The 26,609-nt window shown below is 39.9% G+C and carries 21 protein-coding genes and 1 pseudogene; 19 read left to right on the top strand and 3 right to left on the bottom strand.

Features of this window, described 5'->3' with window-relative positions; genetic code table 11:
• Positions 1-3 precede the first annotated feature (3 nt).
• The 8 genes and pseudogenes from purS (at position 4) to purD (ending at position 9,114) form a co-directional block, all read left to right on the top strand.
• A pseudogene (gene purS, locus ACO1DI_RS18340) lies at positions 4-256 on the top strand (phosphoribosylformylglycinamidine synthase subunit PurS).
• A complete protein-coding gene (purQ, locus tag ACO1DI_RS18335; RefSeq protein WP_013055039.1) occupies positions 253-939 on the top strand; it encodes a phosphoribosylformylglycinamidine synthase subunit PurQ in 687 nt (228 codons plus the stop codon). The pseudogene purS and the gene purQ overlap by 4 nt, the downstream one beginning before the upstream one ends.
• Positions 923-3,154 carry a phosphoribosylformylglycinamidine synthase subunit PurL gene (gene purL, locus ACO1DI_RS18330; RefSeq protein ID WP_423145522.1) on the top strand — a complete coding sequence of 744 codons (2,232 nt, stop codon included), beginning with the start codon at positions 923-925 and terminating at the stop codon, positions 3,152-3,154. Before purQ ends, purL begins: the two co-directional genes overlap by 17 nt.
• Positions 3,130-4,545: an amidophosphoribosyltransferase gene (purF, locus tag ACO1DI_RS18325; protein ID WP_042992377.1), complete on the top strand. Its 1,416-nt coding sequence runs from the start codon at positions 3,130-3,132 to the stop codon at positions 4,543-4,545. Before purL ends, purF begins: the two co-directional genes overlap by 25 nt.
• Positions 4,546-4,571: 26 nt before the next feature.
• A complete protein-coding gene (purM, locus tag ACO1DI_RS18320) occupies positions 4,572-5,609 on the top strand; it encodes a phosphoribosylformylglycinamidine cyclo-ligase (RefSeq protein WP_014461935.1) in 1,038 nt (345 codons plus the stop codon).
• Positions 5,606-6,184: a phosphoribosylglycinamide formyltransferase gene (gene purN, locus ACO1DI_RS18315; protein WP_014461934.1), complete on the top strand. Its 579-nt coding sequence runs from the start codon at positions 5,606-5,608 to the stop codon at positions 6,182-6,184. The genes purM and purN overlap by 4 nt, the downstream gene beginning before the upstream one ends.
• 103 nt (positions 6,185-6,287) lie before the next feature.
• The gene (gene purH / locus ACO1DI_RS18310; RefSeq protein WP_025752921.1) at positions 6,288-7,826 is read left to right on the top strand and encodes a bifunctional phosphoribosylaminoimidazolecarboxamide formyltransferase/IMP cyclohydrolase; all 1,539 of its coding nucleotides are present in this window, start codon (positions 6,288-6,290) and stop codon (positions 7,824-7,826) included.
• A 13-nt stretch (positions 7,827-7,839) separates the two neighbouring features.
• A complete protein-coding gene (gene purD, locus ACO1DI_RS18305) occupies positions 7,840-9,114 on the top strand; it encodes a phosphoribosylamine--glycine ligase (RefSeq protein WP_423145521.1) in 1,275 nt (424 codons plus the stop codon).
• 30 nt (positions 9,115-9,144) lie between these two features.
• Here purD and ACO1DI_RS18300 read toward each other — a convergent pair whose 3' ends face one another.
• Complete coding sequence (locus ACO1DI_RS18300; RefSeq protein ID WP_016762773.1) at positions 9,145-9,402, bottom strand: YgaP family membrane protein; 258 nt, start codon at positions 9,400-9,402, stop codon at positions 9,145-9,147.
• A 102-nt stretch (positions 9,403-9,504) separates the two neighbouring features.
• On the opposite strand from ACO1DI_RS18300, the gene ACO1DI_RS18295 reads away from it, so the two are divergent.
• Both ACO1DI_RS18295 and ACO1DI_RS18290 read left to right on the top strand, forming a co-directional pair.
• Positions 9,505-11,253, top strand: a complete 1,749-nt coding sequence (locus tag ACO1DI_RS18295) for an adenine deaminase C-terminal domain-containing protein (RefSeq protein ID WP_014461933.1) — start codon at positions 9,505-9,507, stop codon at positions 11,251-11,253.
• Positions 11,254-11,400: 147 nt separating this feature from the next.
• The gene (locus ACO1DI_RS18290; RefSeq protein ID WP_013055048.1) at positions 11,401-11,706 is read left to right on the top strand and encodes a YerC/YecD family TrpR-related protein; all 306 of its coding nucleotides are present in this window, start codon (positions 11,401-11,403) and stop codon (positions 11,704-11,706) included.
• Between the two features lie 38 nt (positions 11,707-11,744).
• Here ACO1DI_RS18290 and ACO1DI_RS18285 read toward each other — a convergent pair whose 3' ends face one another.
• A complete protein-coding gene (locus tag ACO1DI_RS18285; protein ID WP_013055049.1) occupies positions 11,745-13,127 on the bottom strand; it encodes a glycine--tRNA ligase in 1,383 nt (460 codons plus the stop codon).
• A gap of 512 nt (positions 13,128-13,639) precedes the next feature.
• Here ACO1DI_RS18285 and ACO1DI_RS18280 point away from each other — a divergent pair.
• From ACO1DI_RS18280 to ACO1DI_RS18265, 4 genes are read left to right on the top strand one after another with little or no spacing between them, the layout of a single operon-like run.
• Positions 13,640-14,338 (top strand): heptaprenylglyceryl phosphate synthase, encoded by a 699-nt coding sequence (locus ACO1DI_RS18280; RefSeq protein WP_014461932.1) that lies wholly within the window; start codon positions 13,640-13,642, stop codon positions 14,336-14,338.
• Between the two features lie 52 nt (positions 14,339-14,390).
• The gene (pcrA, locus tag ACO1DI_RS18275) at positions 14,391-16,616 is read left to right on the top strand and encodes a DNA helicase PcrA (RefSeq protein ID WP_042992602.1); all 2,226 of its coding nucleotides are present in this window, start codon (positions 14,391-14,393) and stop codon (positions 16,614-16,616) included.
• Positions 16,617-16,636: 20 nt separating this feature from the next.
• Positions 16,637-18,643, top strand: a complete 2,007-nt coding sequence (gene ligA, locus ACO1DI_RS18270) for an NAD-dependent DNA ligase LigA (RefSeq protein ID WP_014461930.1) — start codon at positions 16,637-16,639, stop codon at positions 18,641-18,643.
• 13 nt (positions 18,644-18,656) lie between these two features.
• Positions 18,657-19,850: a CamS family sex pheromone protein gene (locus ACO1DI_RS18265; RefSeq protein ID WP_014461929.1), complete on the top strand. Its 1,194-nt coding sequence runs from the start codon at positions 18,657-18,659 to the stop codon at positions 19,848-19,850.
• A 54-nt stretch (positions 19,851-19,904) separates the two neighbouring features.
• On the opposite strand, the gene ACO1DI_RS18260 is transcribed toward ACO1DI_RS18265, so the two are convergent.
• Entirely contained in the window at positions 19,905-20,390 is a 486-nt protein-coding gene (locus ACO1DI_RS18260) for a DUF3920 family protein (protein ID WP_014461928.1), read from the bottom strand.
• 365 nt (positions 20,391-20,755) lie between these two features.
• On the opposite strand from ACO1DI_RS18260, the gene gatC reads away from it, so the two are divergent.
• The 5 genes from gatC to rlmD all read left to right on the top strand — a co-directional run bounded on the left by gatC (position 20,756) and on the right by rlmD (position 26,601).
• Positions 20,756-21,046 (top strand): Asp-tRNA(Asn)/Glu-tRNA(Gln) amidotransferase subunit GatC, encoded by a 291-nt coding sequence (gene gatC / locus ACO1DI_RS18255; RefSeq protein WP_013055055.1) that lies wholly within the window; start codon positions 20,756-20,758, stop codon positions 21,044-21,046.
• 16 nt (positions 21,047-21,062) lie between these two features.
• Entirely contained in the window at positions 21,063-22,520 is a 1,458-nt protein-coding gene (gene gatA / locus ACO1DI_RS18250; RefSeq protein WP_013055056.1) for an Asp-tRNA(Asn)/Glu-tRNA(Gln) amidotransferase subunit GatA, read from the top strand.
• A 14-nt stretch (positions 22,521-22,534) separates the two neighbouring features.
• Positions 22,535-23,965: an Asp-tRNA(Asn)/Glu-tRNA(Gln) amidotransferase subunit GatB gene (gene gatB, locus ACO1DI_RS18245; protein ID WP_013055057.1), complete on the top strand. Its 1,431-nt coding sequence runs from the start codon at positions 22,535-22,537 to the stop codon at positions 23,963-23,965.
• Positions 23,966-24,199: 234 nt separating this feature from the next.
• A complete protein-coding gene (locus ACO1DI_RS18240; protein ID WP_016762783.1) occupies positions 24,200-25,132 on the top strand; it encodes a diacylglycerol kinase in 933 nt (310 codons plus the stop codon).
• Positions 25,133-25,227: 95 nt separating this feature from the next.
• Positions 25,228-26,601, top strand: coding sequence for a 23S rRNA (uracil(1939)-C(5))-methyltransferase RlmD (gene rlmD, locus ACO1DI_RS18235; RefSeq protein ID WP_014461923.1), 1,374 nt, complete (start codon positions 25,228-25,230; stop codon positions 26,599-26,601).
• The last annotated feature ends 8 nt before the right edge of the window (positions 26,602-26,609 follow it).

The following is a 26,609-nucleotide window of genomic DNA, read 5'->3' as shown; positions in this document are numbered from 1 at the left end:
ACCATGTATAAAGTAAAAGTATTTGTCACATTAAGAGAAAGTGTATTAGACCCTCAAGGAGTAGCCGTTAAAAATTCATTGCACCGTATGTCTTATGAAGAAGTTCAAGAAGTACGCATCGGTAAATTTTTAGAAGCTAACAATCGACAGCACAGATTCATTAGATGAACGCGTAAAAGAAATGTGTGAAAAGCTTTTAGTTAATACAGTAATTGAAGATTACCGTTACGAGGTTGAGGAGGTTGTCGTACAGTGAAATTTGCTGTAATTGTTTTTCCAGGATCAAACTGTGACGTAGATATGTATCATGCTATCAAAGATGAGCTTGGTGAAGAAGTAGATTACGTTTGGCACGATACAGAATCATTAGATCAATATGATGGTATCTTGCTTCCAGGCGGTTTCTCATATGGAGATTACCTTCGTTCAGGTGCTATCGCTCGCTTCTCAAATGTAATGGACGCTGTAAAAAAAGCAGCAAGCCAAGGAAAGCCAGTACTAGGCGTATGTAATGGATTCCAAATTTTATTAGAAGCAGGATTACTACCAGGTGCTATGCGCCGTAATGAAAACTTAAAATTTATCTGTAAAACAGTGAATTTAAAAGTAGCTAATAACGAAACAATGTTTACAAATGCTTATGGCAAAGATGAAGTAATTGCTATTCCAGTGGCACACGGTGAAGGCAACTACTATTGTGATGAACACACGTTACAAAAATTGATTGAAAACAACCAGATTCTTTTCCAATACGCAGGTGATAATCCAAACGGAAGTCTTCAAGATATTGCAGGGATTACGAACGAAACAGGCAACGTATTAGGAATGATGCCTCACCCAGAAAGAGCGGTAAGCGATCTTTTAGGAAGCGCGGACGGACTTAAATTATTTCAATCAATCGTAAAGCAGTGGAGGGAACAAAATGTCGTTACTTCTTGAACCAAATGTAGAGCAAATTAAAGAACAAAAGTTATATCGAGACATGGGATTAACAGACGAAGAGTTTGCAAATGTAGAGAAACTGCTTGGTCGTACTCCTAACTATACAGAAACAGGTTTATTCTCTGTTATGTGGTCAGAGCACTGCAGTTATAAAAACTCTAAGCCTGTACTGAAAAAATTCCCTATCACGGGTGAAAAAGTATTACAAGGTCCTGGTGAAGGAGCTGGTATCGTCGATATCGGTGACAACCAAGCCGTTGTATTTAAAATCGAAAGTCATAACCATCCATCAGCGATTGAGCCTTATCAAGGAGCAGCAACTGGTGTAGGTGGTATCATTCGTGACGTCTTTTCAATGGGAGCAAGACCGATTGCACTTTTAAACTCTTTACGTTTTGGTGAATTAACATCTCCAAAGGTTCGTCATTTGTTTGAGGAAGTAGTAGCGGGAATCGCAGGTTACGGTAACTGTGTAGGAATCCCAACAGTAGGCGGAGAAATTCAGTTTGAAGCTTCATATGAAGGAAATCCGCTTGTTAACGCTATGTGTGTTGGTTTAATTAACCACGAAGACATTCAAAAAGGTCAAGCTAAAGGCGTTGGCAACACGGTTATGTACGTAGGAGCAAAAACGGGACGCGACGGTATCCACGGCGCTACATTTGCTTCTGAAGAGCTATCTGATCAGTCAGATGAAAAACGTCCTGCTGTACAAGTAGGAGATCCATTTATGGAAAAACTTCTTCTTGAAGCTTGCTTAGAGCTTATCAAGTGTGACGCTTTAGTCGGCATTCAAGATATGGGTGCCGCGGGCTTAACAAGTTCTTCAGCAGAGATGGCAAGTAAAGCAGGTTCTGGTATTGAAATGAACCTTAATCTTGTACCTCAGCGTGAAACGGGCATGACACCATATGAAATGATGCTTTCAGAATCTCAAGAGCGCATGCTCATCGTTGTTGAAAAAGGCCGTGAAAATGAAATCGTAGAAATCGTTGAAAAATACGGATTAGAAGCTGTTTCAGTTGGTCACGTAACCGACGATAAGCGCCTTCGTTTAACTCACAACGGAGAAGTAGTAGCAGATGTTCCTGTAGATGCATTAGCAGAAGATGCACCGGTATACCACAAACCATCTCAAGAACCAGCATACTATCGTGAGTTCCAAGAGCAGTCAGCATATGCTCCTACTGTTGAAAATCACAGTGATATGTTAGTAACGCTTTTAAAACAGCCTACGATTGCAAACAAAGAGTGGGTTTACAACCAATATGACTACCAAGTACGTACAAACACAGTTGTATCTCCTGGATCTGACGCGGCGGTTGTTCGTGTACGTGATACAAATAAAGCATTAGCGATGACAACAGACTGTAACTCTCGCTATTTATACCTAGACCCGGAAGTAGGCGGCCGTATCGCAGTGGCAGAAGCTGCTCGTAACCTTGTATGTTCTGGTGCACAGCCTCTTGCGATTACAGACTGCTTAAACTTCGGTAACCCTGAAAAACCAGAAATCTTCTGGCAAATTGAAAAAGCAACAGACGGTATGAGCGACGCTTGCCGTGAGCTATCGACTCCGGTTATCGGTGGTAACGTATCTCTTTACAATGAAACAAAAGGTGAAGCAATTTACCCAACTCCTGTTATTGGAATGGTTGGTTTGATCGAGGATATCAACCATATTACAACTCAATATGCGAAGAAAAAAGATGACTTAATCTATGTTATTGGTAAAGCTGAAGCAGAATTCGCAGGTACTGAGCTTCAAAAAGTACTAGAAAACGGTACGGTATTCGGCCATTCACCTAAATTAGATTTAGCAATTGAAAAAACACGTCAAGATCAGCTTCTTCAAGCAATTCGTGAAGGTGCAGTTCAGTCTGCTCACGATATTGCAGAAGGAGGATTCGCGGTAGCTCTAGCTGAAAAAGTGATGAACGGCAGCGGATTAGGTGTAAACGTAACGGTAAACGGTGAAGCAACAGCAGAGCTATTCAGTGAAACACAATCACGCTTTATCGTAACGGTTTCACCAGAGAATAAAGAAAAATTCGAAATGCTTGTACAAGATGCAGCATTAGTAGGTCGCGTAACAGAAGATGCAACATTAACTGTTAAACATCAAGAAAGTGTTCTTGTTCAGTTATCAGTTGAAGAATTAACTACTGCTTGGAAAGGAGCGCTTCCATGCTTGCTGAAATCAAAGGCTTAAACGAAGAATGTGGCGTATTCGGTGTATGGGGACATGAAAACGCAAGCCAGATTGCTTATTACGGTTTGCATAGCTTGCAACACCGCGGACAAGAAGGCGCTGGTATTGCTGTAACAGACGGTGAAAAAGTAACAGTGATGAAAGGCGTCGGCCTTGTTAACGAAGTATTTGGCCACGGAGAGTTAGAGCAACTAAACGGTAAAGCAGCAATTGGACACGTTCGTTATGCAACAGCTGGAGGCGGAGGGTTTGAAAATGTTCAACCCCTTCACTTCCGCTCTCATAGCGGAAGCATTGCGTTAGCTCATAATGGAAACTTGGTTAATGCAAATGCATTAAAGCATCAGCTGGAAAACCAAGGGAGTATTTTTCAATCAACATCTGATACAGAAGTACTGGCTCATTTAATTAAACGAAGCGGCTATGAAGATATGAAAGATAAAGTGAAAAATGCTTTATCAATGGTTAAAGGCGCATACGCATTCGTTATTTTAACAGAAGATACAATGATGGTTGCACTTGATCCTCACGGACTGCGTCCATTATCGATTGGACGATTAGGTGATGCCTATGTAGTAGCTTCTGAAACGTGTGCGTTTGATATTGTTGGAGCGGTTCATGAGCGTGATGTAGAGCCTGGTGAATTACTTATTATTAATGATGAAGGTATTCAATCAGAGCGATTCACACTAAACGTAAACCGTGCTATTTGCAGTATGGAATATATTTATTTTTCAAGACCAGATAGCAATATTGATGGAATCAATGTTCACTCTGCTCGTAAAAACCTTGGGAAACAACTTGCAGTTGAGTCACCAATTGAAGCAGACGTTGTAACAGGCGTTCCGGATTCAAGTATTTCAGCAGCAATCGGCTTTGCAGAACAGTCCGGGATTCCATACGAATTAGGTTTAATTAAGAATCGATACGTAGGCCGTACATTCATTCAGCCTTCACAAGAACTGCGTGAACAAGGTGTAAAAATGAAGTTGTCTCCCGTACGTAAAATTGTAGAGGGTAAGCGTGTTGTTATGGTAGATGATTCTATCGTTCGCGGCACAACAAGCCGTCGCATTGTTCGTATGCTTCGAGAAGCAGGAGCAACTGAAGTACATGTACGCATCAGTTCACCACCTATCAAAAATCCATGTTTCTATGGAATTGACACGTCGTCATCCTCTGAGCTAATTGCTGCTACGCGTTCTGTTGAAGAAATTCGTGAATTAATTGAAGCAGATTCACTTGTTTTCTTAAGCAACGAAGGGTTAGTAGATGCAATCGGCAGACAGTATGAAGGCAATGGCGGACAGTGTATGGCATGTTTCACTGGAAAGTATCCAACTGAAATTTATCCAGATACTGTACACCCTCATGAAAAGGTAACTTGTTAGTTTTAACGTAAAAAAGGAGTGACAACATGTCATATTCATATAAACAAGCTGGAGTTGACTTAGAAGCAGGATATGAAGCTGTTTCACGTATTAAAAAGCACGTAGAACGCACTGCTCGTGCAGGTATTATGGGAACAGTCGGCGGCTTTGGCGGAATGTTTGATTTATCTACATTGAATTTAAAAGAGCCTGTTCTTGTTTCTGGTACAGATGGAGTAGGAACAAAATTGAAACTTGCTTTTCAAATGGATAAGCATGACACAATCGGTGTGGATGCAGTGGCCATGTGTGTAAACGACGTTTTAGCACAAGGAGCAGAGCCTCTTTACTTCTTAGATTATATTGCTTGCGGGAAAGCAGTTCCTGAAAAAATTGAATCGATTGTAAAAGGAATTGCAGACGGCTGTGAACAATCCAACTGTGCGTTAATTGGCGGAGAAACAGCTGAAATGCCAGGTTTATACGAAGAAGATGAATATGATCTTGCAGGGTTTACAGTAGGAGCAGTAGAAAAGTCAGAAATTATCACTGGAGATGAGATTAAAGCTGGACAGCTGTTGATCGGTATCTCATCTAGCGGTATTCACAGCAATGGCTACTCTCTTGTACGTAAAATTGTTGATGATCAAGGATTAAATCTTCACGAAACTTACGCTGGTTTTAATGAAAAGCTCGGAGTTGAGTTATTAACGCCAACAAAAATATACGTGAAGCCAGTCCTAAAAGCATTACATGCAGCTAAGGTGGCAGGTATGGCTCATATTACTGGAGGCGGATTTGTTGAAAATATCCCTCGTATGCTTCCTGAAGGTTTAGGTGTCGAAATCGATTACGGTTCTTGGCCAATTCCATACGTGTTTGATTTCCTTGAAGAGCAAGGCAAGCTAGACCGTAAAGAAATGTTTGAAGTATTCAACATGGGAATCGGATTTGTTTTAGCTGTTGAACCTGAAGATATGAATAAAGTCATTGAAGCAATTGAAAACGAAGGCGAAAAAGCATTTGTTATCGGACGTGTAAAAGAAGGAACAGGTGTTGAATTTGCTGGAGGGACGTTTGCATGATAAATATTGCAGTGTTTGCTTCTGGAAACGGCAGTAACTTTCAATCCATCTACGAAGCAACTCAGTCAGGTCGATTAAAAGCAAATATTGCGCTTGTTGTTTGTAATAAACCGGATGCATACGTAATTGAACGAGCAAAAGCATGTGGAATACCATGCTTTGTTTGTTCGCCTAAAAACTATGAAAATAAAGAAGCGTATGAAGCAGCAATTCTTGCAGAGCTTACATCAGCTAAAGTAGAATTTCTTGTTTTAGCAGGATATATGCGATTAGTTGGTTCGACGTTGCTTAAGCCATACAAAAATCGTATTGTTAATATTCACCCTTCGCTTTTACCTGCATTTCCTGGGATTGATGCTATTGGTCAAGCTTTTGATGCAGGAGTAAAAGTGATTGGAATTACCGTGCATTTTGTAGATGAAGGCATGGATACAGGACCAATTATTGACCAGCAGGCTATTCGCATTGAAAAAGGCGATACAAGAGAAACAGTTGAGGCCCGTATTCATGAAATTGAACATCAATTTTATCCCGCGGTACTGAATGAATTATTTGAACAAGCCGCAGTTAAATAAATAGGATGTAACCTTGTCAAAAAAGTTTTAATCCTTTACTATGGTAGAGTAGTAGTGAAAGAAAGATTTTAAATGAGAGATCGGATCAGGAGGAGTTTACAAAATGACAGCAAAACGCGCGCTTATTAGCGTATCTGATAAAGAAGGTATTGTTTCATTTGCACAAGAATTAAAGGACTTAGGAGTAGAAATTATTTCAACTGGCGGTACAAAGCGTACCCTAGAAGAAAACGGCATTGACGTTATCGGAATTTCTGAAGTAACTGGTTTCCCAGAAATTTTAGACGGCCGTTTAAAAACATTGCATCCTAACGTTCACGGTGCTTTATTAGCGTTACGCGATAATGAAGAGCATCAAGCACAAATGAAAGAGCATAATATCTCGCCAATCGACTTTGTAGTTGTAAACTTATATCCATTTAAAAAGACAATTGAAAAAGAGGATGTAACGCTTGCTGAAGCGATTGAGAATATTGACATCGGTGGACCTACAATGCTTCGTTCAGCTGCGAAAAACTATCGTTCTGTCTCAGTTGTAGTAGATCCAAGCGATTACGCAACCGTAGTAGAAGAGTTAAAAGCTGATGGCAATGTTTCATTTGAAACTAATCAACGATTAGCAGCAAAAGTATTCCGTCATACGGCAGCTTATGATGCATTAATCGCTGAATACTTAACAAACATTACAGGTGAAACAACTCCTGAGAAATTAACAGTAACGTATGAGCGTGTTCAAGGCTTACGATACGGAGAAAATCCTCACCAACAAGCTTCTTTCTATAAAAAGCCGTTAACACAAAAAGGTTCTATTGCAACAGCTACGCAGCTGCATGGAAAAGAGTTATCATACAATAATATCAACGATGCAAATGCAGCTCTTCAAATCGTAAAAGAATTCAAAGAGCCGGCTATCGTAGCAATCAAACATATGAATCCTTGCGGTGTAGGTGTGGGTGAAACAATTGCTCAAGCTTATCAAAAAGCATACGAAGCGGATCCTACATCTATCTTTGGCGGCATCGTAGCAGCTAACCGTCCTATCGACCGTGAAACGGCTATTCAGTTAAAAGAAATTTTCTTAGAAATCATCATTGCTCCTGCGTTCGATCAAGAAGCATTAGATGTATTAACAGCTAAGAAAAACCTTCGTTTACTAACGATAGAGCTTGATGAAAAAGCAGAAAAAGAAGCTTTCTTAACATCTGTAAAAGGCGGCGTGCTTGTTCAGGATGAAGACGTATTCGGATTTGATGATGCAACGATTACTGTTCCAACGAAACGTGAGCCAACAGAAAAAGAGTGGGCAGATTTAAAATTAGCATGGAAAGTTGTTAAAAATGTTAAGTCTAATGCTATTGTACTTGCAAAAGATGACATGACAATTGGCGTAGGGGCTGGTCAAATGAATCGCGTAGGCGCTGCAAAAATTGCGATTGAACAAGCTGGTGAAAAAGCACAAGGTTCAGCTTTAGGTTCAGATGCGTTCTTCCCAATGGGCGATACAGTAGAAGCAGCAGCTAAAGCAGGAATCACAGCTATTATTCAGCCAGGCGGATCAATTCGTGATGAAGAGTCAATTGCAAAAGCAGATGAATACGGCATTGCAATGGTATTTACAGGCGTAAGACATTTTAAACATTAATGAGGTGAAGAACGTGAATGTTTTAGTTATTGGAAAAGGCGGAAGAGAGCATACAATTGCATGGAAAGCTTCAAAAAGTCCACTTGTTAACGAAGTGTTTGTAGCACCAGGGAATCCAGGTATGAGAGACGTGGCAACGATTGTACCAATCGATGAAAGCAGCCAAGAAGAGCTTGTGCAGTTTGCAAAAGAAAACAAGATTGGGTTAACAATTGTTGGACCAGAAAATCCGCTAATTGAAGGCATTGTTGATCGATTTGAACAAGAAGGTCTTCCGGTCTTTGGGCCGCGCAAACAAGCAGCGATGATTGAAGGAAGCAAAAGCTTTGCAAAAGAGCTCATGAAAAAGTATGATATTCCAACCGCAGCGTATGAAACATTTACGTCTTACGAGGAAGCAAAAGCATATGTGGAAAAGCAAGGCGCTCCAATTGTTATCAAAGCAGACGGCTTAGCAGCTGGAAAAGGTGTAACTGTTGCTTTAACAGTGGAAGAAGCTGTAGATACATTACGTGATTTTCTAGTTGACCAAAAATTTAAAGAAGCAAGTGCAAAAGTAGTTGTAGAAGAATTTTTGGATGGTGAAGAATTTTCATTAATGGCATTTGTACGCGGTACAAATGTATATCCAATGGTAATTGCACAAGATCATAAGCGTGCTTTTGACGGCGATCAAGGTCCGAACACAGGAGGCATGGGAGCTTACTCTCCTGTTCCGCAAATCAGTGATGCAGAAGTACAAGAGGCTGTAGAAAACATCTTACTTCCAATGGCTAAAGGATTAGCTGAAGAAGGCTGTGAGTATACAGGAATTCTATATGCTGGTCTGATTCAAACACAAAAAGGACCAAAAGTTATTGAATTTAATGCGCGTTTTGGAGATCCTGAAACACAGGTTGTACTGCCGCGTATGAAAAGCGATTTAGTCGATGTGCTTCTTCGCATTTTGAAAGAAGAAAAAGTAGAAATTGAATGGGATAACGAAGCAGTTATTGGAATTGTATTAGCAGCAGCAGGCTACCCAGAAGCTTATCAAAAGGGTGCGCCAATTAACGGGTTGGATGCGATTAGTGAAGACGCGCTTGTTTTCCACGCTGGTACAGCTTTAGAAAACGACACATACGTTTCAAACGGCGGCCGTGTTCTATTAGTAGGTGCCAAAGGAGCAACCCTTCAAGAAGCGCAGCAAGAAGTATACAAACAAATGGCTCATATCGATGTAGAAAAAGGCTTTTTCTATCGCAAAGACATCGGCCATCGTGCATTAACAAAAGCAGCTTTAAAATAAAAAAGGAGAGCTCCGGCTCTCCTTTTTACCTTATGAAGGATTATACGTTTCTTCGTTTCCGTTTGGATGGTGTTCATGCTCATCATGTTTTTGACATGAATCATATGCGTACGTAAGGGGGCAAAAACGCGTGATGCCTTCTGCAACTTTTAAAGCTCCCATTAACCCTAAGAAGATGTATGAATCTTTGTACGGTCTGCGAGATAAACGAGATGTTGTCCAAGAAAGAAGGGTAAAGCCCAATGTAAGTCGAATTAATGCGTTAACAATGCCGATATTTGGTTTCATGTTTTATCACCTTTATTCATAAAATTAATAACAGTTTCTGAATGCGTTTACATCACGGATATGTTACGATAAAAATACATAGTAAATTAGGGGGAATTTAGCATGCCGGAACAAAGATACCGCTGGAAAAGCAAACATATTAGACAGCAGCTTTTAGTATTAAACGGTCAAAAAGCACCAACTGTTGTCTTAAAAGATGCAACATATTTGAACGCTCGAATGAAGCAGTGGAAAAAAGCACATATTTGGGTTTACCAAGATCGTATTGTATACGTTGGCTCAGAGATGCCTAAGCACACAGACGCTTCTACAGAGATTATAGACTGCAGTGAGAAATATGTGGTTCCTGGGTATATTGAGCCGCATGTTCACCCGTTTCAGTTATATAATCCCCAGACTTTTTCCCAATATGCAGCCAAGCACGGAACAACGACTTTATTTAATGATAATTTAATTCTCGCTTTACAGCTTGAACAAAAAACGGCATTTTCATTGATCGAAGAAATGAAAACGTTACCACAATCGCTGTATTGGTGGTGCAGGTTTGATTCGCAGACGGAAATTGATGAAGAGGCTGACATCTTCTCACATACGAACATTACTTCTTGGCTACAAAATGAAGCTGTCTTACAAGGAGGCGAACTGACAAGTTGGCCGAAGCTTTTAGACGGAGATGATTTAATGCTTCACTGGGTTCAAGAGACAAAACGAATGAGGAAGCACATTGAAGGACATTTCCCGGGGGCATCAGCATTTACCTTGGCAAAAATGAAATTGCTCGGGGCAGACAGCGATCATGAGTCTATGACAGGGGAAGATGTTGTTGCTCGGTTAACGCAAGGCTATGACGTCGCTTTGCGCCACTCCTCGATTCGTCCGGATTTACCAAAGTTGTTGCAGGAGTTAAAAGAGCTGAGAGTAGATTATTTTGACCACATTACGATGAATACAGACGGCTCTCCGCCTTCTTTTTACCAAAACGGCGTGTCAGATATGTTAATTACATTAGCTATTTCAGAAGGAGTTCCCGTGTTAGATGCTTATAATATGGTGTCTGTAAATATTGCTCGCTATTATAACATGGAACATTTGCATGGCCATGTAGCAACAGGCTGTGTGGCTAATATTAATATTTTAGAAGATCCTATGCGGCCTACTCCGGTATCTGTGCTAGCAAAAGGAAAGTGGATGAAAAAAGAAGGCAAAGAGCAAGCATTAGCCTCGGTAGAATTTCCTTGGGAAAAGTTTGGTTTTTCACCGTTAAAGTTAGACTTTGATTTAACGATGGACGATTTTCAATTTTCAATGCCAGTAGGCGTAAAAATGAAAAATGCTGTTATTATGGAGCCGTATTCCATTCACTTAAATGTGAGCGGAGATGTATTAGCCTCTGATCATGATGAAAGCTTTTTAGTGCTGGTGGACCGAGAAGGCAAGTGGCGCATCAATACGCTGTTAAAAGGATTTGCGACAAATGTATCTGGATTGGCGAGTTCATTTTCAAATACAGGTGATTTTATTTTAATTGGAAAATCCAAAAAAGATATGATGTGTGCATTTAAACGTATGAAAGAAATTGGCGGCGGTATTGTCATTACAGAAGGAGAGAAGGTAGTATATGAATTGGATCTTCCGTTAAAAGGAGTCATGTCGAATCTGCCGATGGAAGAGTTAAGTAAACGAGAGGTGGAACTCAAGAAAGTGCTGGGTGACCGAGGATACAAACACGATGATCCTGTCTATTCACTGCTGTTCTTTTCATCTACACATTTGCCTTATATTCGTATCACGCCAGTAGGAATTTATGACGTTATGAATAAAAAAGTACTTTTTCCGTCTATAATGCGTTAAAATATAAAAGTATCAAAGGAATTTGAAATTTGTATGAAATTGGCTGTCTTCATACAGAATGAATGTATGTGCAAATAAATATAGAAACTGTATTTTATAGATAGAAACAACCAGTAAAGAAAGCCAATGATAAAGGAGTTCGATACGATGCAAATCAACAAACTACGAGGAAAAGAATTAGATCAGCTATTTCAAGCGATTTTATCATTAGAAAACATTGAAGAATGCTATCAATTTTTTGATGACCTATGTACAGTTAATGAAATTCAATCATTAGCACAGCGCTTAGAAGTAGCAAGAATGCTAAGAGAAGGCAACACGTACCATAAAATTGAGACGGAAACTGGAGCAAGCACAGCGACTATTTCCCGTGTTAAACGCTGCTTGAATTATGGAAGCGATGCGTATCAAATGGTGTTAGAACGCCTTCAAGAAGATTCAAATCAAAAGTAAAGCGTATGGCTGAAGCAGCCATACGCTTATTTTTTTAATTAAAATTGAGTTGCTTCTTCAATGATATTTTTAAGGTCGCTAATTGCTACACGTTTTTGTTCCATTGTGTCGCGGTTACGGATTGTTACTTGATTGTCTTCTAATGAATCGAAGTCGAATGTAATACAGAACGGCGTACCGATTTCATCATGGCGACGGTAACGTTTACCGATTGAACCAGCATCATCATAGTCAATCATAAAGTATTTTGCTAAATCTTCAAAAACAGCGCGAGCTTCGTTGGAAAGCTTTTTAGAAAGTGGTAATACAGCAGCTTTAAATGGTGCTAAAGCAGGGTGAAGCTGCATAACTGTACGAGAAGAGCCATCTTCTAACGTTTCTTCTTCATATGCATCAATCATATAAGCTAGTGTTACACGGTCAGCCCCTAAAGAAGGCTCGATGCAGTAAGGTACATAGCGTTCGTTTGTTTCTTGATCAACATATTGGAAGTCTTCTCCAGAGTGTTCCATGTGCTGTTTTAAGTCGTAGTCAGTACGAGAAGCTACGCCCCATAGTTCGCCCCAGCCGAATGGGAATTTGTATTCAAAGTCTGTTGTTGCATTACTGTAGTGAGAAAGTTCATCATCATCATGGTCGCGAAGACGAACATTTTCTTCTTTCATACCAAGAGAAAGAAGCCATTTGTTACATGTTTCTTTCCAGTAGTTAAACCACTCTAATTCAGTGCCTGGTTTACAGAAGAATTCAAGTTCCATTTGTTCAAATTCACGCGTACGGAATGTGAAGTTACCAGGTGTAATCTCGTTACGGAAGCTTTTACCCACTTGGCCGATACCGAATGGAAGCTTTTTACGCATTGAGCGCTGAACGTTTTTAAAGTTTACGAAAATACCTTGAGCCGTTTCAGGACGAAGATAAATTTCATTTGTTGATGTTTCAGTTACACCTTGGTGCGTTTTGAACATTAAGTTAAATTGGCGAATTTCAGTGAAGTTAGCTGAACCACACTCAGGACATGTAATCTCGTGTTCTTTAATTAAGTCAGCCATTGCATCAAATGAAAGGCCGTCTACGATCATTTCAATGCCTTTTTCTTGAAGCTTTTCTTCAATTAATTTATCGGCACGGTGACGAGCTTTACAATCCTTACAGTCGATCATTGGGTCATTAAAGTTTCCTAAGTGACCAGAAGCTTCCCATGTTTTTGGATTCATTAAAATCGCAGCGTCTAAACCAACGTTGTATGGAGATTCTTGAATGAATTTTTTCCACCATGCTTTTTTAATATTGTTCTTTAATTCTACGCCAAGCGGGCCGTAATCCCATGTATTTGCAAGACCGCCGTAAATTTCAGAACCTTGAAATACAAAGCCGCGGTGTTTGGCGTGAGATACGATTTGATCCATTGTTTTTGACATTCTAATTCCTCCTGTAAATGGTAGTAATTCAAGCGAAACAAAAAGAGCGGGTACAAAAAAACTCTCGTCCCTGGGCATATCAACAATATGCCCAGGGACGAGAGTTTTTCCCGCGGTTCCACCCTGGTTGATACAAAATGTATCCACCTTCGTCTGTATATACTCCAGACTGCCTTTTCCTTAAACCATTCTCTAGGCTCTCACCGTCCCTAGTTCGCTTTGTGAAGAGGATTTAAGTACTATTGATCCTTCAGCGTATATCATATGAATTTTAGTAGCTATATATTAGCATATCCTATGCAGAGAAACAATAACCTTGTGCAAAATGGGCTTTTTTTGTGATGTTTTCTTTCGGAATTTGAGGATAAAACCGTATCTTTTATCCATATTTTTTGAAAACAAAAAACGTGATGAAAAGTTCGGTTTTCCTTTCATTTCACCCTCCTAGTTTTGTTATAATGAACAAATGGACGAGCGCGAACTTTTAAGTGTAAAGAAATGGAGGAACCTATATGTATGATATTAAAGAGTGGAGACATGTCTTTAAATTAGATCCTAATAAAGAGATTTCAGATGCAGATTTAGAGAAAATTTGCGAATCCGGCACGGATGCGGTTCTTGTTGGAGGATCTGACGGAGTGACTCTAGACAATGTACTGCAGTTGTTAATGCGTATTCGCCGCTACACGGTGCCGTGTGCGCTAGAAGTATCAACCATTGACTCTGTAACGCCTGGGTTTGATTCTTATTTCATTCCGACCGTTTTAAACAGCAAGGATCCAAAGTGGATTGTTGACTTACATCATGCGGCGATGAAGGAATACGGAGAGATTATGGACTGGGATGAAATTTTTGTAGAAGGATACTGCGTTCTTAACCCCGAAGCAAAAGTGGCTGGCCTAACGGAAGCGAAAACTGATTTGGATGCAGAAGACGTTGTAGCGTATGCTCGCATGGCTGAACGCATGTTTCATTTGCCCGTTTTCTATCTAGAATACAGCGGAACATATGGAGACCCTGCATTAGTGGCAGAAGTGAAAAATTCTCTAAATGAGACGAAGTTGTTTTACGGCGGGGGTATTGTAACAAAAGAGCAAGCGAGCGAGATGGGAGAGCTAGCGGACACGGTTATTGTAGGAAATGTTATCTATACGGATTTATCTGAAGCGTTAAAAACTGTAAAAGCGGTAAAAAAGAATATTGCACAGTGAAAAATAAATAAAGTAGAATAGAGAATATATGTTCGATATAGGCGGTGAAAACGTGAATTTTTTAAGTGAAAAATTATTAACAGGATTAAACCCTCAGCAGCAAGAGGCAGTTAAAACAACAGACGGACCGTTATTACTTATGGCCGGTGCAGGAAGTGGAAAAACACGTGTATTAACGCACCGAATTGCGTTTTTAATGGCAGAAAAAGAAGTTGCACCTTGGAATATTTTAGCTATTACCTTCACAAACAAAGCAGCTCGTGAAATGAGAGAGCGTGTGGCAAGTATCGTTGGCGGAGTGGCAGAAGATATCTGGATTTCAACGTTCCACTCGATGTGCGTGCGTATTTTACGAAGAGATATTGATCGTATTGGCTTTAATCGTAACTTTACAATTTTAGATTCAACGGATCAGCTGTCCGTTATTAAAAACATTTTAAAAGATCAAAACATCGACCCAAAAAAATTCGATCCGCGCTCGCTATTAGGAAGCATTAGTTCAGCTAAAAATGAGCTGAAAGTAGCGGAAGAATTTGATAAAACAGCAGCGGGACCATATGAAGAAGTTGTAAGTAAAGTCTACAAAGAGTATGAAAAGCGTTTAAAGAAAAACCAAGCGCTCGATTTTGATGATTTGATTATGACAACGATTCAGTTATTTAAACGAGTTCCTGAAGTGTTAACGTACTATCAGCGCAAGTTTCAATATATTCATGTGGACGAGTATCAAGATACAAACCATGCACAATATATGCTGGTTCGCTTGCTAGCTGCACGATTTGAAAATGTATGCGTAGTAGGGGATTCAGATCAGTCTATTTACCGCTGGCGCGGGGCTGATATTACAAATATCTTGTCATTTGAAAAAGATTACCCAAAAGCTAAAACCATTTTGCTTGAACAAAATTATCGTTCAACAAAAACGATTTTAGCTGCGGCAAACGGCGTCATCGCAAATAACATGAACCGTAAAGTGAAAAACTTATGGACGGAAAACGATGAAGGCCAGAAGATTTATCATTATCAAGCAATGAGTGAGCACGATGAGGCACAGTTTGTAGCACGTAAAATTAAAGAAGCAGTAGACAGCGGCAAACGTAAATATAGCGATTTTGCCATTTTGTATCGTACAAATGCACAGTCCCGTGTAATGGAGGAAGTACTGCTAAAATCCAATATTAATTATACAATTGTCGGCGGCATTAAGTTCTACGACCGCAAAGAGATTAAAGATTTGCTTGCGTACTTGCGCTTAATTGCCAACCAAGATGATGACATTAGCTTAGCTCGTATTGTGAACGTTCCAAAGCGCGGAGTTGGAGCTACTTCAGTCGATAAAGTAGCCAATTACGGAAACGTTCATGACATTTCTATTTTCAAAGCGCTTGATGAAGTAGAATTGATGGGGTTAACGGGCAAAGCAACAAAGGCACTGCGTGATTTCCAATCAATGATTTCAAACTTAGCTCAAATGCAAGACTATATGTCTGTAACAGAGCTTGTGGAACAAGTATTAGAAAGAACAGGATACCGTGAAGCGCTTAAAGTAGAAAAAACAATTGAAGCACAAAGTCGCTTAGAGAATATTGATGAGTTTTTATCTGTTACAAAAACGTTTGAAGAAGCAAGCGAAGATAAAAGCTTAGTAGCATTTTTAACCGATTTAGCACTTGTTGCTGATATCGATAAGCTTGATGATGAGGAAGAAGAAGAGAACGAACAAGTGATTCTGATGACGCTTCACTCAGCAAAAGGTCTAGAGTTCCCGGTTGTTTTCCTAATGGGTATGGAAGAAGGCGTATTCCCTCATAGCCGATCATTATTCGAAGATAATGAAATGGAAGAAGAACGACGCTTAGCCTACGTAGGGATTACACGTGCTGAACAAGAATTGTATTTATTAAATGCTCAAATGCGTACACTATTTGGTAAAACAAACGTCAATCCAAAATCGCGCTTCATTGGAGAAATCCCAAGCGAGCTTGTGGAATCTTTAAATGAAACGATGCGCAAGCCTGCTGCTGGTCGTTCAGGGTCTTCAGCTTCGCCGTTTGCAGCACGCCGACAAGCGGCCGTGGCAAAAACGAAGCTTGTATCAACGGGCAGTGAGTCAATTGGATGGAGCGTTGGAGATAAGGCCGAACACAAAAAATGGGGAATTGGTACAGTTGTAAGTGTAAAAGGAGAAGGAGACTCAAAAGAATTAGACATTGCTTTTCCTAGTCCTACAGGTGTAAAAAGACTGCTTGCTAAATTTGCCCCGGTTACGAAAGTGTAATCGTGAAAAGGAGCTAGAATATGGAGTTTGAGACAGCAAAATCACGCGTTCAAGAATTACGCGACTTATTAAATCAATATGGATATGAATATTATGTGTTAGATCAGCCATCTGTTCCAGATGCAGAATACGATAAATTAATGAATGAGTTAATTGAGATAGAAGAATCATTTCCAGAATTAAAAACAGCTGACTCACCTACTCAGCGCATCGGCGGCCAAGTGCTCGATGCGTTTGAGAAGGTTCAGCATCAAACGTCTATGCTGAGTTTAGGAAATGCATTTAATGAAGAAGACCTTCGGGATTTTGACCGCCGAGTGCGCCAAACTGTCGGAGATGAGTTTTCTTATGTATGCGAACTTAAAATTGACGGGCTTGCTGTATCTCTTCGCTATGAAGATGGATACTTAGTGCTGGGGGCTACGCGCGGAGACGGTACGACTGGTGAAAATATTACTGAAAACTTAAAAACAATCCGCTCTATTCCACTGCGAATTAAAGAACCGTTATCAATGGAAGTTCGCGGAGAAGCATTTATGCCGAGAAAATCATTCGAAGCACTTAATGAAGCAAAAATGGAAAGAGATGAAGTTCCGTTTGCTAACCCGCGTAACGCAGCTGCAGGCTCACTGCGTCAGCTAGATCCTAAAATTGCGGCAAAACGTAATTTAGATATCTTTGTCTATGCCATGACTGATACAGGAGAATTAGAAATCGACTCTCACAGCGAAAGTTTGAATTTACTCGATGAGCTTGGCTTTAAAACAAATAAGGAAAGACAGACGTGTGAAACCATTGATGATGTGATTGCTTACATCGAAAGCTGGCAAACGCAACGTCCAGAACTATCTTATGATATTGATGGCATTGTTGTAAAAGTAGATTCATTTGATCAGCAGGCTGAGCTTGGAACAACGGCCAAAAGTCCACGCTGGGCTATTGCTTATAAGTTTCCTGCTGAAGAAGTTGTAACCAAGCTTGTAAATATTGAGCTGACGGTAGGCCGGACAGGTGTTATTACGCCAACAGCTATTTTGGAGCCGGTTCAAGTAGCAGGTACGACGGTACAGCGTGCGTCTCTTCACAATGAAGATTTAATTCGTGAAAAAGACATTCGTATCGGAGATTATGTCGTGGTGAAAAAAGCAGGAGATATTATTCCTGAGGTAGTGAATGTAATTGAGGAGAAGCGAACGGGAGAAGAGCAAGAGTTTACGATGCCTACTCACTGCCCGGAATGTGAAAGTGAACTGGTGCGTTTAGAAGGAGAAGTGGCGCTTCGCTGCATTAACCCAAGCTGTCCTGCTCAAATTCGTGAAGGACTTATTCATTTCGTGTCCCGCAATGCGATGAACATTGATGGACTTGGTGAAAAAGTTATATCACAATTATTTCGCGAACAGTTAATTAAAGATGTAGCGGATATTTATACGCTGACAAAACAGCAGTTAATCGAGCTTGAGCGCATGGGTGAGAAATCTGCTGATAATTTGATTTCGGCCATCGAAGCCTCTAAAGAAAATTCGCTTGAGCGTTTGCTTTTTGGTTTGGGCATTCGCCATGTCGGAGCAAAAGCTGCAAAGACGTTAGCTCAGCACTTTGAAACCATAGACAAGTTAACAAAAGCAACGTATGATGAATTAGTGGCAATTAATGAAATTGGTGCCAAAATGGCTGATGCTATTGTCGCTTACTTTACACAAGAAGAGGTTCAAGAACTTATACATGAATTAAAAGAGTATGGAGTAAACCTTACATACAAAGGACCCAAGCTTGTAAGTGTAGAAAATGTAGATTCTGTTTTTGCTGGTAAAACCGTTGTATTAACAGGTAAGCTTGAACAGCTATCTCGCAATGAGGCAAAAGCACAAATTGAAGCACTTGGCGGTAAAGTCACAGGAAGCGTAAGTAAAAAGACAGACCTTGTTGTGGCAGGGGAAGAGGCTGGTTCCAAACTGACAAAAGCTAACGAGCTTGAAATTGAAGTATGGGATGAGGCAAGGCTACTTACGGAATTAAATAAATAAGAGGTGTGTGTAGTTGAAAAAGATATTGTTACTTTCTCTTGCGGTCATGCTTGTAACTTCAGCGTGTGCACCGAACCTTTCGGACGATAAAGAGACTGTTCAACAAACCAACAACAAGAAAGAAAAAGCAGTTATTCCGAAGTATAGTATTTCAGATGATTATTACCGAACAATTCTTCCATTTAAAGCGGGAGTGGCAAGAGGCTTAGTAGCAGCAAACTTAAATAACCGCTTGGATGCGCAAGAATTTGAAACAGGCTTAATGCGCTTATCAACAGATAGCTATTCTCCGAAAAAATATGTGTATCAAGAAGGCCAGTACCTTGATAAAGATACTATTCGCTCATGGTTAAGCCGTAAGCTGAGTGATAAACAGTTTAAAGATCTTCAAAGCAAAACAAAAGATGATACGGCGAAAAAGAAGCTTAAAAACAATGGGTTAAACCCAATTGATACAGAAAAAGGCGATTTGAAAACGCGCAACGAAACAAGTCCAATGTACTTAGCGAACATTACTGAGCAAGATTACCTTATCCAAGACGGAGACGACAAGGTAAAACTTGGAGGCGTCACAATTGGCTTAGCGATGAATTCTGTTCATTATTATACAGAAGAAAATGGTTATGCACGTGAAGTGAAGCTTACAAATAAAGAGATTGAAGCGCAAGGAAAGCAAATGGCAGATGAAATTGTTAAGCGTATGCGCAACATCAAAGGCTTAGAAAATGTGCCAGTTCGAGTAGCATTATTCAAACAAAGTGCTAAGTCCTCTTTAACACCGGGTAACTTTATAGCTGTCGGAAATGCAGGTTCAAATGATACGGCCGTTGGCAGCTGGGATAATTTAGACGAGCAATATTATTTATTCCCATCATCAGATGCAACAAAAGATCACCGAGATGATGCGATGAAATTTGATGAGTTTAAAGCGCAAATCGAAGACTATTTCCCAAACTTTACAAGCGTAGTAGGGAAAGGGTATTACAAAGATGGGCAGCTTCAAAAAATGACGATTGATATTCCCGTACAATTTTATGGAAAAGGTGAAATTGTAGGATTTACTCAGTACGTTGCTGGTTTAATGCTTGATCATTTCCCTTCATATATGGAAACGAGTATCTCTATTAACTCAGTAAGCGGACCGGAAGCTCTCATTGTTAGAAAAGCAGATGAAGACAAGCCGTTCGTTCATATTTACGAAGAGTAAGCAAAAAAGACACTGCGAAAGCAGTGTCTTTTTCTAATTCTATGAAATTGCCTTTTATGAAGGAATGGCGTGAGAATTTTGTCTTGTAAACTTAGCAAGATAATAAGCAGCAAATGCAAACGCATCTTGTTCGGTTGTCCGCTCTTCATACGGGCGTTTTTTATCCAGCTCAAATTCTTTCTGATAATAAGGGATGTGATCTTGAATATAGTGACGCAGCTCGTGAAAGATGGTTTCAACAAGCGGAAGGTAGTCATCAAATTTAAAAATAAATATAATGCCGACTTCTCGCCAGTAAACACCTGAGGCAAACTGCAGGTATTCTGCTTCTTCTTCTCCAAGAGCGGAGACAATTTTATTGGCTTCACATGAATCACAAAAAATGATAGGAATATGAAAGGCTTTATTTAAACAAGCAAAAACATCTTTTTGCAAGGTGGACAAATCCCACTTGAATTCTTCATCTAATACAAACCATCTTCCGCTTTGCTGATACACAGGGCGCTGGTGGATGACTGACTGTATAAGTATTTTATTCAATTTTTATAGCACCTCTTTTACGGTAAAGTAGTTATTCGTTTTCTTTACTTTCCCAAAGACTAGTGAAATTAAAACATGGTGGTGTGTTCTTCTAAAGCATGTTTCTTTTTCTATCTATCTTTTCTAAAAAGAAGGTTATTTTATACCTATGCAAGAGAGAAATATTTTATGACGAAGGAAAAGTATGGAATGTTGTTTGAATGAAATAGATTTGGTATAAAATAGAAGTGATAAATGTAAGCCCTGTCTTGTCTGGCGGGGTTTTTAATATTTTAGGAACTAGTCTCAGAAATGTTGCCTGTTGCTAGTGAAGTTTGGTATTATCAGTATATTGTAGTGGGACGAATATTCGGAGGTGAAGGAACATGTCAAGAATTTCTGTTGATCAAGTAAAACACGTTGCAAACTTAGCGAGACTTGCGGTGACGGATGACGAAGCAGAACTATTTACAAAACAATTAGATGCTATTATTACATATGCAGAACAATTAGATGAGTTAGATACTACAAATGTAAAACCAACTTCTCACGTATTGGATATGAAAAACGTGATGCGTGAAGATAAGCCAGCTAAAGGCTTACCAATTGAAGACGTAGTAAAAAACGCGCCAGACCACAAGGATGGCTACATTCGAGTACCAACTATTTTAGAATAAGGAAGGAGGCTTTACGATGTCTTTATTCGATCGTAAACTTTCAGAACTACATAGCCTTTTACACAAGAAAGAAGTACGTGTACAAGATTTAGTAGACGAATCATACAAACGTATTAATGAAGTAGATGATAAAGTAGGTGCGTTCTTAGCGCTTAATGAAGACAATGCTCGTGCTTATGCAAAAGAGCTAGATGAAGCATTACAAACAAAAGATGAATTTGGCCTATTATTTGGTATGCCGATCGGTGTAAAAGATAATATTGTCACAAAAGATTTACGTACAACTTGCTCTAGTAAAATTCTAGCAAACTTTGATCCGATTTATGATGCAACAGTTGTTCAAAAATTGCAGGCAGCTGAAGCGGTAACAATCGGTAAATTAAATATGGATGAATTCGCAATGGGTTCTTCAACTGAAAACTCAGGTCTTCAGTTAACGCGCAACCCATGGAATTTAGATTACGTACCGGGTGGATCTAGCGGTGGTTCAGCTGCAGCTGTAGCAGCAGGCGAAGTTCCGTTCTCTTTAGGTTCTGATACAGGTGGTTCAATTCGTCAGCCAGCTGCTTACTGCGGTGTTGTCGGATTAAAACCAACGTATGGTCGCGTATCTCGTTACGGATTAGTGGCATTTGCATCTTCTTTAGATCAAATCGGACCAATCACAAATTCTGTTGAAGATAATGCATACTTACTTCAAGCAATTTCAGGCGTAGACCCAATGGATTCTACTTCTGCTAATGTTGATGTACCGGACTATGTATCTGCTTTAACAGGTGACGTAAAAGGCCTTAAAATTGCTGTTCCAAAAGAATACTTAGGCGAAGGTGTGGGCGAAGAAGCTCGCCAGTCTGTTTTAGATGCGCTAAAAGTGTTAGAAGGACTAGGCGCAACTTGGGAAGAAGTATCGCTTCCACACTCTAAATACGCATTAGCTACGTATTATCTATTATCTTCTTCTGAAGCGTCTGCTAACTTATCTCGTTTTGACGGAGTTCGCTACGGATACCGTACAGATAATGCTGAGAACTTAATCGAAATGTACAAGCAGTCCCGAAGCGAAGGCTTTGGAAACGAAGTAAAACGCCGTATCATGCTTGGAACATTTGCGTTAAGCTCTGGTTATTATGATGCTTACTACAAAAAAGCACAGCAAGTACGTACGTTAATTAAGCAAGACTTTGAGTCTGTATTTGAAAACTATGACGTTATCATTGGACCAACTACACCAACTCCATCATTCAAAATTGGTGAGAAAACAGATGATCCATTAACAATGTATGCAAACGATATTTTAACAATCCCAGTAAACCTTGCTGGAGTACCTGGTATTTCTGTGCCTTGCGGCTTATCAAATGGATTGCCATTAGGGTTACAAATTATCGGTAAGCATTTCGACGAAAGCACAATCTATCGTGTTGCTCATGCATTCGAACAAGCAACTGAGCATCATAAAGCGAAACCAGCACTGTAAGGGGTGAGATAAAGATGAACTTTGAAACGATTATTGGTCTTGAAGTACACGTTGAGCTTAAGACAAAATCTAAAATTTTCTCAGCAAGTCCAAACGCATTTGGTGCGGCTCCAAATGCTAACACAAGTGTAATTGACTTAGGTTATCCTGGCGTATTACCTGTGTTAAACAAAGAAGCAGTTGATTTTGCAATGAAAGCAGCGCTTGCGCTAAACTGTGAAATCGCAACAGATACAAAGTTTGACCGCAAAAACTATTTCTATCCGGATAACCCAAAAGCTTATCAAATCTCTCAATTTGATAAACCAATTGGCGAGAACGGTTGGATTGAAGTAGAAGTGAAAGGTGAAACGAAGCGTATTCGTATCAACCGACTTCATTTAGAAGAAGATGCTGGTAAGTTAACGCATACAGGCGATGGTTATTCACTAGTAGACTTCAACCGCCAAGGTACACCTCTAATTGAGATTGTATCAGAAGCAGATATGCGTTCTCCTGAAGAAGCATATGCTTATTTAGAAAAATTAAAATCAATTATTCAATATACAGGCGTATCTGACTGTAAAATGGAAGAAGGTTCACTTCGCTGTGATGCCAATATTTCTTTACGTCCAGTTGGACAAGAAGAGTTCGGTACAAAAGCTGAATTAAAGAACTTAAACTCATTTAACTATGTGCGCCGCGGTCTTGAACACGAAGAAATTCGTCAAGAAAAAGTGTTATTGTCTGGTGGCCTAATCGAGCAGGAAACACGCCGTTTTGATGAGTCTACTGGCGAAACAATTCTAATGCGTGTAAAAGAAGGATCTGACGATTATCGCTACTTCCCAGAGCCTGACTTATTAGAATTACACATCGACGAAGAGTGGAAAGAACGCGTTCGTGCTTCGATTCCTGAACTTCCAGATGCTCGTAAAAAGCGCTATGTAGAAGAGCTTGGCTTACCTGCTTATGATGCTATGGTATTGACGCTAACAAAAGAAATGTCTGATTTCTTTGAAGCAACACTTGCTGCGGGCGGAGATGCGAAGCTATCTTCTAACTGGTTAATGGGTGAGGTTTCTGCTTACTTAAACTCAAACCAAAAAGAACTTTCAGATGTAGCCTTAACACCTGAAGGCCTAGCTGGTATGATTCAATTAATTCAAGAAGGTACAATTTCGTCTAAAATTGCGAAAAAAGTATTCAAAGAATTAATTGAAAATGGCGGAGATGCAAAGAAAATTGTAAAAGAAAAAGGTCTTGTACAAATTTCTGATGATGCAACTTTACGCAAATTCGTAACAGATGCATTAGATGCAAACCCTCAATCTATTGAAGATTTCAAAAACGGTAAGGATCGTGCAATTGGCTTCTTAGTTGGTCAAATTATGAAAGCTTCAAAAGGCCAAGCGAACCCACCGATGGTTAATAAAATTCTTTTAGAAGAAATTAATAAACGCTAAATTTGATAACTAAATGTGAGGTGGGGATCCATCTCACATTTATTATGAGTAAGGGCGATCGCGCTGAAGGTATGAATAAAAACCGAAACGTGAATATTGTATATCAAGGTTAATTTCTTTATAATATGTTTGTTCATGCCCCCTCTTGTTGATGATGTAATGTGAGGGGGCATTCTTTCACTGATAAAAGTAGGCAAAGATTTGTGACAAATTATCATTATTAGGATGATGAATATGAAAAGAGCGAGAATTATTTATAACCCGACATCGGGCCGTGAAATTTTTAAGAAAAACTTACCGGAAGTTTTGCAAAAGCTAGAGCAAGCAGGCTACGAAACATCTTGTCATGCTACAACTTGTGCTGGTGATGCAACAGAAGCTGCTAAAGTAGCAGTAGAACGTCGCTTTGACGTTGTAATCGCAGCTGGTGGAGACGGTACCATCAATGAAGTCGTAAACGGTATCGCTGGACAAGACTATCGTCCGCAGCTAGGTATTATTCCTGTTGGAACAACCAATGACTTTGCTCGTGCCATTAATGTGCCGCGTACGATTGAAGGCGCTATTGATGTCATTGTAGAAGGCGTAACAAAGCCAATTGACTTGGGCTGTGTAACAAACGATGGAGAAACGCATTACTTTGTAAATATCGCCGGAGGCGGCCGTTTAACTGAATTAACATATGAAGTGCCAAGCAAGTTAAAAACAATGCTTGGACAGCTAGCTTACTATTTAAAAGGCATGGAAATGCTTCCTTCTATTAAACCAACATCTGTTGAAATTGAGTATGACGGAAAATTCTTTGGCGGCGAGATTATGTTCTTCCTTGTTTCCTTAACGAACTCAGTCGGCGGTTTTGAAAAGCTGGCACCAGATTCCTCTTTAGATGACGGCATGTTTGATTTAATTATTTTAAAGAAAGCAAATTTAGCTGAATTTATTCGAATTGCGACACTTGCGCTGCGAGGGGAACACATCAATGATCCTCATATTATTTATACAAAAGCGAACCGTGTTAAAATTCATACAAATGATAAAATGCAGTTAAATCTAGATGGCGAGTACGGCGGATTATTGCCTGGGGAATTTGTAAACTTATATCGCCATGTAGAAATCTTTGTTCCAAAAGCAACAGCTGAATTGATGGAAAAAAATGAGATCGCCTAATTGCGATCTTTTTTCATGCTTTTCTTTGTTTGGCTTTGGCTCTTATGGTACAATCAGTTCAGCATTTTCAAATGACTAAAAGGATGTAACGATAAATGGAAAAATTAAAACCACCTGTAGAAAAAAATGAATATATAGATGTTGCGTTTGAAGATTTAACGCATGACGGAGCGGGTGTAGCGAAAGTGAACGGATTTCCTATTTTCGTTCAAAATGCGCTGCCCGGCGAAAGCGGCCAAGTAAAAGTCATTAAAGTAAAAAAAGGCTATGCGTTTGGCAAGCTTATCAAGCACCATACAATTAGTGAGCAGCGTGTTGAAGCACCCTGTCCGGTATACAAGCAGTGCGGAGGCTGTCAGCTGCAGCATGTAAGCTATGAAGGACAGCTGCAATTTAAACAAAAGCAAGTAAAAGACGTCATGGCGCGAATTGGCCATTTACCTGACGTTCCGGTACATTCGACGCTAGGAATGAACGATCCTTGGCGCTATCGAAACAAAGCTCAAGTTCCCGTAGCAGAGCGAGAAGGCGGTTTGGTCGCTGGGTTTTACCAGCAGCGAAGCCACGACATCATTAACATGGATGCCTGTTTGATTCAGCAGCAGGCAAATGATGATGTTGTTCAAGCTGTCAAATCAATCTGTGAAAAGCATGGGGTTTCTGCTTACCAGGAACAAAAGCATAAAGGCTCGCTTCGTCATATCATGGCGCGCTACGGACTTGTAACGGGTGAAATTATGGTTGTAATTGTTACTCGTACAGCTGAGTTGCCAAACAAAAAGCGTATTATAGAAGACATTATCGAAGCCGTGCCGAACGTGAAATCAATTGTTCAAAACGTAAACAGCAAGCGTACTAACGTCATTTTAGGGAACCAAACGAGCGTACTTTGGGGAGAAGAATATATTTACGACTATATCGGCGATGTTAAATTTGCCATTTCAGCAAAATCATTCTACCAAGTAAACCCTGAGCAAACGAAAGTGCTGTATGACAAAGCGCTTGAGTATGCAGATTTAACAGGAGAAGAAACGGTCATTGACGCCTACTGTGGAATCGGAACAATCTCGTTATTTCTCGCTCAAAAAGCGAAAAAAGTATATGGCGTTGAAATCGTCCCTGAAGCGATTGAAGATGCAAAGCGCAACGCTGAGCTAAACGGTATTCACAACGCTGAATTTGCAGTAGGCGAAGCAGAAGTCGTCATTCCAAACTGGTACAAACAAGGCATCAAAGCAGACGTCATCGTCGTAGATCCACCGCGAAAAGGATGCGACGAAGCTCTTTTGAATACCATCATTGACATGAAACCGAAAAAAGTAGTCTATGTTTCATGCGGACCAGCAACTCTGGCGCGTGACCTAGCTATTTTAGAAAAAGGCGGATATGAGACGGTTGAAGTTCAGCCTGTTGATATGTTTCCGCATACAACGCATGTGGAGAATGTAGCGGTATTAAAATTAAAATAACTCTTCAT

Origin of the sequence: Priestia sp. 40, assembly GCF_049368575.1 — a bacterium.
In the GTDB taxonomy this organism is placed as follows: domain Bacteria; phylum Bacillota; class Bacilli; order Bacillales; family Bacillaceae_H; genus Priestia; species Priestia zanthoxyli.
The sequence above is the reverse complement of the archived record's forward strand: the minus strand, read 5'-3'. Positions and strand labels throughout refer to the sequence as shown.

Excerpts from the sequence above, each read along its gene's own strand:
- purL (WP_423145522.1), top strand. The coding sequence starts at position 923 with ATGTCGTTACTTCTTGAACCAAATGTAGAGCAAATTAAAGAACAAAAG.
- purF (WP_042992377.1), top strand. The coding sequence starts at position 3,130 with ATGCTTGCTGAAATCAAAGGCTTAAACGAAGAATGTGGCGTATTCGGT.
- purM (WP_014461935.1), top strand. The coding sequence starts at position 4,572 with ATGTCATATTCATATAAACAAGCTGGAGTTGACTTAGAAGCAGGATAT.
- purN (WP_014461934.1), top strand. The coding sequence starts at position 5,606 with ATGATAAATATTGCAGTGTTTGCTTCTGGAAACGGCAGTAACTTTCAA.
- purH (WP_025752921.1), top strand. The coding sequence starts at position 6,288 with ATGACAGCAAAACGCGCGCTTATTAGCGTATCTGATAAAGAAGGTATT.
- ACO1DI_RS18300 (WP_016762773.1), bottom strand. The coding sequence starts at position 9,402 with ATGAAACCAAATATCGGCATTGTTAACGCATTAATTCGACTTACATTG.
- ACO1DI_RS18295 (WP_014461933.1), top strand. The coding sequence starts at position 9,505 with ATGCCGGAACAAAGATACCGCTGGAAAAGCAAACATATTAGACAGCAG.
- ACO1DI_RS18290 (WP_013055048.1), top strand. The coding sequence starts at position 11,401 with ATGCAAATCAACAAACTACGAGGAAAAGAATTAGATCAGCTATTTCAA.
- ACO1DI_RS18285 (WP_013055049.1), bottom strand. The coding sequence starts at position 13,127 with ATGTCAAAAACAATGGATCAAATCGTATCTCACGCCAAACACCGCGGC.
- ACO1DI_RS18280 (WP_014461932.1), top strand. The coding sequence starts at position 13,640 with ATGTATGATATTAAAGAGTGGAGACATGTCTTTAAATTAGATCCTAAT.
- ligA (WP_014461930.1), top strand. The coding sequence starts at position 16,637 with ATGGAGTTTGAGACAGCAAAATCACGCGTTCAAGAATTACGCGACTTA.
- gatC (WP_013055055.1), top strand. The coding sequence starts at position 20,756 with ATGTCAAGAATTTCTGTTGATCAAGTAAAACACGTTGCAAACTTAGCG.
- gatA (WP_013055056.1), top strand. The coding sequence starts at position 21,063 with ATGTCTTTATTCGATCGTAAACTTTCAGAACTACATAGCCTTTTACAC.
- gatB (WP_013055057.1), top strand. The coding sequence starts at position 22,535 with ATGAACTTTGAAACGATTATTGGTCTTGAAGTACACGTTGAGCTTAAG.
- ACO1DI_RS18240 (WP_016762783.1), top strand. The coding sequence starts at position 24,200 with ATGAAAAGAGCGAGAATTATTTATAACCCGACATCGGGCCGTGAAATT.
- rlmD (WP_014461923.1), top strand. The coding sequence starts at position 25,228 with ATGGAAAAATTAAAACCACCTGTAGAAAAAAATGAATATATAGATGTT.